Here is an 8,453-nt window from a genome sequence, read left to right on the forward strand (position 1 = left end):
GGTGCAGCCGGTGCGGCGGCCCGACCCCGCGCCGGCGCCCCAGCCTGCCGAGGCCGCGGGCGGAGCGGCGGCCCGCCCCGAACGGGCCGGACGCTGGAGCCAGTTCCTCAACTGGCTCACCCGGTGATCCACGCAACACCCTCCCAAGTGGCCTCTCCCGCATGAAGGTTCAACGGCAGGGGTAGTGAGCAACGCGGCATACCCGTTGTTTCACGAAGCAAAGGAGGTGTCATGGACCACATATCCTCAGACACCGCTTTCCCGCCGGGACGACAGATACCCGCCCTACTGGGCGGGTATCTTCCTGTGCGGACCCCGCGGCTCGGGGAGAGCCGGTGAACGCGGGCCGGTACGGCGACGGCGAGGACCCCGGCATACCGACGCTCGGTTCTTTCACGGGCCGTCAGCTGCGCGGCATGTGCGCGGTCGCCGGCCTTTCCGGGGCGGACGCCGACACCTATGCCGGGGTCCTGGCCGAGTGCCTGGGCCCGGTGGCCGCCCGGCCGCTGGACCTGCCGCCGCCCGACCGGACCTTCCTGTCCGACGACCACACGCCCGTGGAGTTCTCCCTGTCGTTCCAGCCGGGCGCCGCCCCGTCGCTGCGTCTGCTGACGGAACCGGGCTGCGGCGCAGACAGCCTGGCCCGCAACGGCGCGGTGGGGCTGGAGACGGTCCGGACGATGGCGAGGCGGTGGGACTTCGCCACGGACGCCCTGGACGCCGTGCAGGACCTGTTCCTGCCGCCGTCCCCGCAGGGGCCGTTGGCCCTGTGGTGCGCGCTGGAGCTGCGGCCCGGCGGTGTGCCGAAGGTGAAGGTGTACCTCAACCCGGCGGCGTCGGGCCCGGAACGGGCCGCCGGGACGGTGCGCGAGGCGCTGCGCCGGCTGGGGCACCGCTGGGCGTACGCCGTGCTGCCCGAGGCGGACGGGTACCCCTTCCTCGCCCTGGACCTCGGGGACTGGGAGGAGCCCCGGGTCAAGGTCTACCTCCGGCACGACGGTCTGACCGCGGCGCGCGCGGGCCGACTGTCGCGCATGGAGCGGGGGCCCGGCCCGGCGGCGCTGGAGGAGTTCTTCCGCACCGCGGCGGGCCGGGGCGCCGGCACCACGCGGCTCAGCCGGCGGCCGGGGCTGACCTGCCACTCCTTCACCGACACCGGCGCCGACCGGCCCAGCGGGTTCACCCTGCACATCCCGGTGCGGGACTACGCCGCGCACGACGGTGAGGCGCTGTCCCGCGCGGTGCGCCTGCTGCGCCGGCACGGCGTGGACACCGACGCCCTCACGCGGTCGACGGGTGTCCTGACCGCCCGGCGCCCGGAGGACGGCGTGGGGCTGATCGCCTATCTCGCCCTGGCCCACCAGCAGGACCGGCCGCCCCGGGTGACGGCCTACCTCTCCTCGGAGGCGTACGCGGTCCGGCCGCCGGCCGAGGGTGTCCCGAGGCGTCCGCAGACGGTCGGCTGAGGCGCCGGACGGCGGCAGCGCCGCGAAGGGCCCCGGTGGAGCACCGGGGCCCTTCGCCGTACCGCGGGGGCCCGCGAGGGCCGGGTCGCGCGTCTGGTCGCGCGTCTAGACCGTGAGCACCTGGCGCAGCTCCGCCAGGTAGGGGCGTACGTCGACCTGGATGGAGGCGCCCTGGGTGCGGCCGTAGCGCTGCTCGACGCTGTCGAGGTAGGCGGCGACCTCCCGGCGCATCTCCGGCGGGGAGGGCAGGGCGACCTCGCCCTCGATGATGCCGGTGACCCACTGCGCCTGGGCCTCCACGAGCCGGGTGATCGCGCCGACGGGCCGGACCAGTCCGACGAAGTACAGGCCGGGGCTCGCGGCGTCGACGACGCGCTTGTACAGCCGGACGGTGCCGTCCGCGGCCAGGGGGCCGCCGCCGGGCAGGAAGGGGAAGTCCAGGCGGAAGCCGGTGCAGTAGACGACGGCGTCCACCGGCTCGGCGGAACCGTCGGTGAAGACGACCCGGTCGCGGTCGAAGGAGGCGATCGCGGGCCGGGGTGCGACGGCGCCGTGGCGGATGCGGCTGAGGATCTCGTCCGAGATCGTCACGGCGGAGGAGAAGATGCGGTGGTCCGGCTCGGGCAGGCCGTAGTCCGAGAGCCGGCCGCGGGCGACGAGCAGGGCCTGCTCGACGAAGCGGCGCTGCTCCTCGAAGGACATGTCGTTCCACCACGGGGCGTCGGCGATCTCGTCGAGCGAGAGGCCGAACAGCTGCTTGGGCACGATGTGCAGTCCGCGCCGTACCGACAGCACCGTGCGGGCGGCGTGCCGGGAGAGGTCGGCGGCGATGTCCACCGCGGACGCGCCCAGGCCGATCACGACGACGCGCTGCCCGGCGAAGTCGCTGCCGTGGCGGTAGTCCAGGGAGTGAAGAATCGTTCCGGCGAAGTGCTCGGAGCCGGGCGGGAGCGGGTCCGGCAGCGCGGGCAGGGAGTGGTGGCCGGAGGCCACGATCACGTGGTCGAACCGTCGCACGGTGTCGGCGCCCTCGGAGCGGGTGACGACCGTCCAGGTGCCGCCGGGGTCGCGGCGCACGGAGACGGCCTCGGTGCGCAGTTCGATGCGGTCCCGGACACCGGCCCAGTCGGCGAAGGCGCGCAGGTAGGCGGCGACGTCGCTGTGCCGGGGGTAGAGCGGGTACTCGTCCGGCATCGGGAAGCCGTGGTAACCCGTCAGTTCCTTGGCCGTGTTGAGGTGCAGCGACACGTAGCCGGGTCCGCGCTCGCCCGCTCCGGGCTGACGCCAGATGCCGCCCACGTCCGGTGCCTTCTCCACGCAGACGAAGTCGACGCCGCGTTCCGCCAGCGAACGCGCCACCGCCAGCCCCGACAGACCGGCACCGATCACACACACACGCACGCTGATTCCCCCCAGCTCCGACACCGCCCTTCCCCCGACGAGGCATTGACTGCCCAACGACACCTTGCCGCACACCGGCACCATGGTCGAACGAATGTGTTCATCCTCACGGTTTCGACCGGCACGGCACCGTTCCGCCCGGCGGGCCGGGTTCCTGCCCGGTTTCCGCCACGGGAGTTGGGGAGCAGCGAGGAATACCGGCGGCGGTCCGGGGCACCGGGGATGCTGTGCGGAGGTTCGGCGCCGGCGGGTCCGTGGGGACGGGTCCGCCGGCGCCGGTGGCTCCGCGGACTCCACTGTCGGGCCTCGCGGCGGCCCTGTGCGCGACACCGCGGCGGCGCCCGACCGCGCCGGGACCCGAGACCTTCCGGCCGCCCGCCGGTCGGCGGGTGAGCCGGACGGGCGGGCCGGCCCGCGCCGGTCCCCCGGGCCACGGGCGTGGACCGGTCTCCGGGGCACGCGCGCCGGATGGTCCGCCGGTCACGGGGGCGGGTGGTCCGCCCCTTCACGACCGTGGGTTGGTCCGCCACTTCACGGACGCGGGTTGGTCCGCCCCTTCACGGACGCGGGGTTGGTCCGCCACTTCACGACCGTGGCTTGGTCCGCCCCTTCACGGGCGCAGGTTGGTCCGCCCCTTCACGGACGCGGGTTGGTCCGTCGCCATCGGGGGCGGGCGTCGGTGCCGCGGCGGCCGGCGACGGACGCGCACCGCGGGCACTGCCGGCGTACCCGGTCGGCCGCGCCGCCCGACTCCGGGAAGGTGTCCGGCCAGGTGACGTGGGGGAACCGGGTCAGCCGGGAGCGGCTCAGGGACAGTCCGCAGACGGTCTCGTTGCGCCCGGGCTGCCAGGCGTGGACCTCACCGGCCGGGAGCCGGCGGCGGCCTTCCTCCTCGTCGGTCCACTGCCCGGAGGCGGCGACGGCGTACACGACGGGGCGTGGCATGCAACGACCCCTTCCGGCTCAGCCGGCCGCGTGGTCGACGCGCAGCCGGACCTGTTCCTCCAGCCGCCGCAGGCTGGTGTCCAGCGCGTCGCCCACGGCCTTCTCGCCCGGGTCGTGGTCGTCGTCGAAGAAGGACAGGTGCACCGTGACCTCGCTGGCGCCGCCGCCGATCCCGGCGACCTGGAGCCAGCCGCTGTAGCCGCCCTGCTCGCGGGTGCCCCACTCCAGTCGCATCTGGTCGTGCCGGCTGCGCAGCAGGGCCGCGGTGTCGTGGTCGGTGCGGTCCTCGTGCACGGTGACCGCGGGCGGCTCCTCCGCGTGCACGTGCAGTGCCTCGGGCAGCCAGGAGTCCATCTGCCCGATGTTCGCGGCCTGGTCGTAGACGTGTTCCGGCTGCGCGGGCATGGTGCGTGAACGTTCGTACTCGGTCATCGCGCTTCCGTCCTCGGGTCGTGCGGGCGGGCGGCGGGCCGGCCGGGTACCCGCCGGAGGGCGGGTGACGCGGCGGCCCGGCGCCCGGGGATCAGAACACGGTCGGCACCACGCCCCGGTCCGGGGTCAGGCGGATGCTCTGGCCCCGGCCGCAGTGGACGATCCGGTCGCCGAGGCCCACGCCTTCGGCCTCGGCGAGGAACGCCGACAGGGGCGAGCGGAACACCGTGTAGTCGTGGTAATGGACCGGCAGGATCTGGCGGGGGTCCAGCCGGCGGGCCAGTTCGGCTCCCTGTGCGCCGTCCATGGTCACGACGAAGCCGCCCGGCAGCCGTGTGCCGCCGAGGTGCAGCACGGCCAGGTCGGCGGCGGGAAAACGCCGGGCGATCTCGTCGAGGCCGTCGTGGACCAGCGTGTCACCCGACACGTACAGCCGCATCCGGACCGGCCCGCCGACGGGGCCGAACTCCAGCATGCTCCCCATCACCGGCGGCAGGAGGGCGCGCAGCGCCCGCGCACCGGCGTGCCGTCCGGGCAGCGCGGTCACCGTGACCTGCGCGCCTCCCCGGCGCACGGTGAGCCCCTGCCAGGTGCGCAGACCGGCGGTGCGGCCGAAACCGTGCAGGACCCTCAGGCGCCGGGCGGCGTGCCGGGTGGTGAGCACCGGCACCGTGTGGTCGAGGTGCCGGTTCGTGCGCCGGTCCCAGTGGTCGCCGTGGAGGTGCGACAGGACGACCGCGTCGGGGCGGGGCAGGTCGACGAGGTCGACGGCCGGTTCCGTCAGCCGCCTGCTCACCAGCCCGTATCCGAGGTGGGCGTACTGGCCGCGGTGCAGGAAGTTCGGGTCGGTGAGCAGGGTGAGCTCGTCGTAGCGCACGAGGATCGTGGCGTTGCCGATGAACTGGATCTCGACCGAGCCGTCCGTGAGGTCGCCCGTAATGTGTGACATGGCCATCCCATCCGACGGGGGCCCCGGACCCCGTCACACCACCGGTCCGTTCTGCTTCCTCCGGTGGGACGGGGTACCCCCGCGGGACCCGCTCACGCGTCCCGGGGGCGGCGCTTCGGGGCCGGCCGTACGGCGGGCGCGCGGTCAGGTCAGGCGGTCCAGCAGCGCGGTCACCTCGCGCCGGACCACCTCGCGGGCCGTGGGCGGCAGGGCACCGAGGTCGGTCCGTTCCAGGGCCCGGAGCACCGGGTCGCCGGCGGTTCCGGCGGGGCGGGCGGCGGAGCCGGTGACCACCTCGTGGCCGTCCCGGACGGCGACGCGCAGGCGGTGCCCGCCGTCCTCGGCGTGGGCGGCCGTGGCGACGACCAGGGGCGGAGGTCCGCCCGGGTCGGCGGGCGCCTTGTGGAAGCCGCTCGCCGCGGGCTCGCGCCAGCGCAGGCCGAGCAGCAGGTGGCGTTTGGCGACCACCTCGGACAGGTCCGTCTCGTAGGTCCCGTCGCGGTCCAGGACCGTCGCGCGCGCGTCGAGGACGAGGGCGGCGGGGAGCAGGCAGCGCAGCGTGCTGCCCACGATGTTGCCGCCGACCGTGGCCGTCCGGCGCACGGCACCCGTGCCCACGCTGCCGGCCGCGCGGTGCAGCACCTCCGGCACCCGGTCGTCGACGCGGTGCAGCAGGACGGCACCGCCGAGCGCCTCGCGCTCCAGCACGTTGGCCTCGGGAACGTGGCGCAGCGACACGGCCTGTTCCGGGAAGCCGTCCCGCTGCCAGACGCCCCACACGAGCGTGGCCCCTCCGACGGGCACCGCGCCTTCCGCGAGGCAGGTGCGTGCTTCGGACAGTGAGGTGGGCAGACGCAGCAGCACGATCGGGACCTGCTTTCCTTGACGTCGGTAAAGAGGCGGGTCAGCGGGGGGGCGGCCCTTCGTCGGACGGCCGGGGGGGAGGCACTGCATTGTCGGTACGGACGCGGGGGCGCGTACAGGGCTCACGCCGCGGCCGTGTGCGCCCGACGTGGGCCCGGGCGCGGCGGACGCGACCGCCGGTCCGCACCGGAGTCCCGAGGGTCGGGCACGGGAGCAACCCGCACCGTCCGTGAACCGTCCCCCATAGCGTCCGCCCCGCTATCCGCCCGCTCCACGGTGCCGTCCCGCCCCACCGTCCCTTCCCTCCCCGTCCCGTCCCCATGCGGCCCGACCCGGCCGCCCTCCCCGAACGATCGGATCCATGAACGCAGCCACGCTCCTGGACGTCCTGCTGGACGCCGCCCGCACGTCCCCCGACCAGGTGGTCGTCCATGTCCGGGGCGACGGCGGCGAGTTGACCGTGACCTACCGGCAACTCCTGGACGAGGCACTGCGTGTCGCCGGCGGGTTCCGGGAGGCCGGCGTCGCGCCGGGCACCTGCGTGCCGCTGCTCGCCGAGCGCGGCGAGGACTTCCAGCCGCTGTTCTGGGGCGCGCTCGCGGCCGGTCTGGTGCCGGTGCCGCTGGCACCGGACGCGCGGCGGGCACGCCCCGTGTGGGAGCACCTCGGCGGCCCACCGGTGGCGGTGGACGCGGCCTGCGCCCCGGTGGCCGGTGAACTCGCGGACGGGGTGCGCGTACTGCGGGTGGAGGACCTGCGCGAGGGGCCCGCGCTCGCGGTCCCGGCGTCGCCCGCGCCGGACGACCTGGCGTTCCTGCAGTTCTCCTCCGGCAGCACCGGCGCGCCGAAGGGCGTGGAGCTGACCCACGCGGCCGTGGTGGCGAACCTGCGGCAGCTGACCGCGGCGTCCGCGCTCACCGAACGGGACGTGGTCCTCAGCTGGATGCCGTACTTCCACGACATGGGGCTCATCGGCACCCATCTGGCGCCCCTCGCCGCACGGGCCCGGCAGGTCAGGATCGCCCCGCTGTCCTTCGCCAAGAACCCCCGGCTGTGGTTCGAGACGGCGTCGGCCCACCGGGCCACGGTGCTGTCGGCGGCCAACTTCGCGCTGGCGCTCACCGTCCGCCGGGTGCCGGAGGAGGTCTGCGCGCGGCTGGACCTGAGCGCGGTGCGGCTGCTGCTGGTGGGCGCGGAGCCGATCTCCGCCACGGTGTGGCGGGCGTTCACCCGGCGGGCGCGGGCGGCCGGGCTGGATCCACGGGCGGCGACACCCGTGTACGGGCTGGCCGAGGCGACCCTGGGCGTCACCTTCCCGCCCCCGGGCGAGGTGGCCGCACCGGTGGTGCTGGACCGTGAACGGCTCAGCCGGGGACAGGCTGTGGAGCGGGAAGCGGGCGTCGGTGCCGTTGAGTTGATGGACGTCGGCGCACCGGTACCGGGGTGCGAGGTGCGCGTCACCGATGACGGCGGCCGGCCGCTGGGCGACCGGCGGGTGGGGCACATCGAGGTCCGCGGACCGCAGCTCGCGCGCGGCTACCACCGGCTGCCGGCGGCCACGGCCGAGTCCTTCGCCGGCGGCTGGCTGCGCACCGGCGACCTGGGCTTCCTGCGGGACGGCCGGCTGTGCGTCAGCGGCCGGGCCAAGGACGTCCTGTTCGTCAACGGCCGTACGTTCCACGCGCCGGACATGGAGGACGTGGCGGCGGCGACGCCCGGGGTCCCCGCGGGGACGACGGTGGTGGTCGGGTCGACCGATCCGGTGACCGGCGGGGAGCGGGTGGTGGTGTTCGTGGCCTGGGCCCGGCCGCCCGCCTCGGCGGGCGAGGTCCTCGACCGGGTGGCGCGTCGGGTGCGGGCGGCCCTGGGTCACGACGACGTACGGGTCCTGGCCCTGCCCCCGTCGTCCTTCCCGCGCACGACGAGCGGCAAGGTGCGGCGGCAGCGCATGCGCGCCCGGTTCGAGGCGGACGGCTACCGGCCGTCGGCCTCGTCGGTCTGGTCGGGCACCGCGCGGGAGCCGGCGGTGCGCCCCCCGGACGGTGCGGCGCCGCCCCGCTCCCGGCGCGAGGTCCGCAGGACGGTGCGGGCGGTCTGGGCCCGGGTGCTGGCGGTGCCGGAGTCGTCGTTCGGGGACGGTGACCGGTTCGCGGAACTGGGCGGCACCTCGCTGAAGGCCATGGAGGTGCTCGCGGCGCTGGAGGACGCGCTGGGCCTGCCCCTGGAACCGGCGGTGCTGCGCAACGACACGGTGAGTGCGCTCACCGACCAGCTGCTGGATGTCCGGGAGACGGAGTATGCGAGGTGGCCCGCGGGGCGGGGCGACAGGGGTGGGGCTGACGGTACGACCGCGGCGGGCGGCCGGACTGGAGCGGTCGGCGGGGACGGCCGGACCG

At 75.3% G+C, this 8,453-nt stretch carries 7 protein-coding genes; 2 read left to right on the forward strand and 5 right to left on the reverse strand.

Features of this window, described 5'->3' with window-relative positions; all coding sequences use genetic code 11:
- The first annotated feature begins 335 nt into the window (after positions 1 to 335).
- Positions 336 to 1,466, forward strand: coding sequence for a tryptophan dimethylallyltransferase family protein (locus tag G3I53_RS01250; RefSeq protein WP_343240532.1), 1,131 nt, complete (start codon positions 336 to 338; stop codon positions 1,464 to 1,466).
- 105 nt (positions 1,467 to 1,571) lie between these two features.
- Here the strand turns inward: G3I53_RS01250 and G3I53_RS01255 are convergent, their stop codons facing one another.
- From G3I53_RS01255 to G3I53_RS01275, 5 genes are all read right to left on the reverse strand, one after another.
- Positions 1,572 to 2,867 (reverse strand): FAD-dependent oxidoreductase, encoded by a 1,296-nt coding sequence (locus G3I53_RS01255; RefSeq protein ID WP_164334552.1) that lies wholly within the window; start codon positions 2,865 to 2,867, stop codon positions 1,572 to 1,574.
- 636 nt (positions 2,868 to 3,503) lie between these two features.
- Positions 3,504 to 3,812 (reverse strand): hypothetical protein, encoded by a 309-nt coding sequence (locus tag G3I53_RS01260; RefSeq protein WP_164338746.1) that lies wholly within the window; start codon positions 3,810 to 3,812, stop codon positions 3,504 to 3,506.
- Positions 3,813 to 3,830: 18 nt separating this feature from the next.
- On the reverse strand, positions 3,831 to 4,244 hold the full coding sequence (locus G3I53_RS01265) for an SRPBCC family protein (protein WP_164338747.1): 414 nt from the start codon (positions 4,242 to 4,244) through the stop codon (positions 3,831 to 3,833).
- Positions 4,245 to 4,335: 91 nt separating this feature from the next.
- Complete coding sequence (locus G3I53_RS01270; RefSeq protein ID WP_164338748.1) at positions 4,336 to 5,193, reverse strand: MBL fold metallo-hydrolase; 858 nt, start codon at positions 5,191 to 5,193, stop codon at positions 4,336 to 4,338.
- Positions 5,194 to 5,337: 144 nt separating this feature from the next.
- On the reverse strand, positions 5,338 to 6,057 hold the full coding sequence (locus G3I53_RS01275) for an FAD binding domain-containing protein (protein ID WP_164437937.1): 720 nt from the start codon (positions 6,055 to 6,057) through the stop codon (positions 5,338 to 5,340).
- 361 nt (positions 6,058 to 6,418) lie between these two features.
- On the opposite strand from G3I53_RS01275, the gene G3I53_RS01280 reads away from it, so the two are divergent.
- Positions 6,419 to 8,453, forward strand: a 2,035-nt coding sequence (locus G3I53_RS01280) for a non-ribosomal peptide synthetase (protein WP_164437938.1), incomplete at its 3' end; no start/stop codon positions are given.

The sequence above is a fragment of the Streptomyces sp. SID14436 genome (assembly GCF_010548465.1).
Lineage (GTDB): Bacteria > Actinomycetota > Actinomycetes > Streptomycetales > Streptomycetaceae > Streptomyces.

Bases quoted from the DNA above. Each gene is read 5' to 3' on its own strand.
- G3I53_RS01270 (WP_164338748.1), bottom strand. From the start codon at position 5,193: ATGTCACACATTACGGGCGACCTCACGGACGGCTCGGTCGAGATCCAG.
- G3I53_RS01265 (WP_164338747.1), bottom strand. From the start codon at position 4,244: ATGACCGAGTACGAACGTTCACGCACCATGCCCGCGCAGCCGGAACAC.
- G3I53_RS01260 (WP_164338746.1), bottom strand. From the start codon at position 3,812: ATGCCACGCCCCGTCGTGTACGCCGTCGCCGCCTCCGGGCAGTGGACC.